Annotated in this window: 1 protein-coding gene; it reads left to right on the plus strand. The window is 43.0% G+C overall.

Annotation, left to right across the window (positions count from 1 at the left end):
• Positions 1-154 precede the first annotated feature (154 nt).
• A complete protein-coding gene (locus F6K49_RS45155; RefSeq protein WP_075896096.1) occupies positions 155-1,675 on the plus strand; it encodes an HlyD family efflux transporter periplasmic adaptor subunit in 1,521 nt (506 codons plus the stop codon).
• Positions 1,676-1,844: the final 169 nt, after the last annotated feature.

A 1,844-nucleotide genomic window follows, 5' to 3' on the forward strand; every position in this document is an offset into this window, starting at 1 on the left:
CTATAAAATAACGTCTAACAGTTTTGAGCAATAACTAATCACTAGTTACCTACTCCCTACTCCCTACTCCCTACTCCCTACTCCCTACTCCCTACTCCCTACTCCCTACTCCCTGTTTTATTTGCTAAATCACTAATTACTAATCACTAAACCCATGCCAAATACATTAAACAGACAAGTAAACGGAGATCCTGCCCCCCAACAACACCAAGAAACCTTGACTTCTCCAACACCAGCTTCATCTCGGGATGATTGGTCTGAGGCCACTCAAGAACTACTCGATAGTTTACCCCAAGTTTGGACAAGGGGACTGATGTACTTTCTAATCACATTTGTTGGCCTGATTTTGCCCTGGGCTATACTATCTCAAGTAGATGAAACCGGTACGGCTAGGGGACGACTAGAACCGAAAGGAAACACGGTGAGGCTGGATGCAGCTGTGGCGGGAACCGTAGAATATATTAAGGTAAAAAAGGGAGATAAAGTAGACGCTGGACAACAGTTATTAGTATTAGAATCTGAGTTAGTTAATTCAGAGCTAAGGCAAGTACAAGATAAGTTAAAAGGTCACTTAAATCGCTTGTCTCAGTTAGAGTTGCTGAAAAATCAATTAGTGGTAGCATTGGCAACTCAGCAGCAACAAAATCAAGCTCAAGTGTTGGAAAAACAAACACAAGTAGACCAAGCGCTACAGAATCTGGAGGCTCTGAAGAATTCCTATGATTTACAACAAGAAGAAAAGTTAGCTCAAGTTAATCAGGCGCGTCAGACCTTTAAACTTAGTCAAAAGTCTTTTAATATAATTGAGAATCGTTTGGATAATGCTGAGCGGGAGGTGAACCGTTACAAGGATGCCTATCAAGAAGGCATTGTTTCGGAAATCCAAGTAGTAGACCGGGAAGATTTGCTACAGGAGAGGCAACGGTTGTATGAACAAACCAAGTCAGAGATTGAGCAGAGTAAGTTACGTCTAACTGAACAACAGAGTAGTTATGAACGAAGCCTTCGACAAGCGCGAGCAGAGATTGAACAGGCACAGTTACGACTAAAGGAACAACAAAGAAGTTATCAGACTCTGAGCCACTCGGGTAAATTAGCGCTGCTGAGGGTGGAGGAACAATTGAAGAATTTGGATACACAAATAACTACCCTCAATTCAGAAATTGCTCAAAGTAAGGGTGAGATTAACTCGTTGCAGCTTCAGTTAAAGCAACGAGTGTTAAAGGCACCGGTCAGTGGTACGGTGTTTGAATTACCGATTCAAGCGGCTGGAGCGGTAGTGCAGTCAGGAACTATGGTGGCGGAAATTGCACCCTCAGGTTCGGTGTTGGTAATTCGAGGGCAGATGGCAACGACTGAAAGTGGTTCTTTAGAGACAGGAATGCCAGTGAAGCTTAAATTTGATGCCTATCCCTTTCAGGATTATGGAGTCGTAGCAGGACAGTTAGTAGACATTTCTCCTACTACCTCTGAGGTGGATACTCCTAATGGTAAAAGAGCAGTTTATGATTTAGAAATTGAACTGAAGCAGGATTGTATAGCTTCGGCTGATAAGTGTATTCCCTTGCGTCCTGGAGATACGGCCATGGCTGAGGTGATTGTGCGCCAGCGTCGGATTATTGATTTTATTCTCGATCCCTTTAAGAAGTTACAGCAGGGAGGGTTGAAGTTGTAGATGTTGGGTGCATTTCATATTTGTAAATCTATAACTAAAAGAAGTGTGGGGAGGGTGGGGAGAGGGGGAGATAGGGAGATGGGGAGATAGGGAGATAGGGAGATGGGGAGATGGGGGATATTTTTATTAAAGGTAATTGTCATAAAATGATATTAGCTTTCTATTGCCA

Source organism: Moorena sp. SIO3I6 (genome assembly GCF_010672095.1).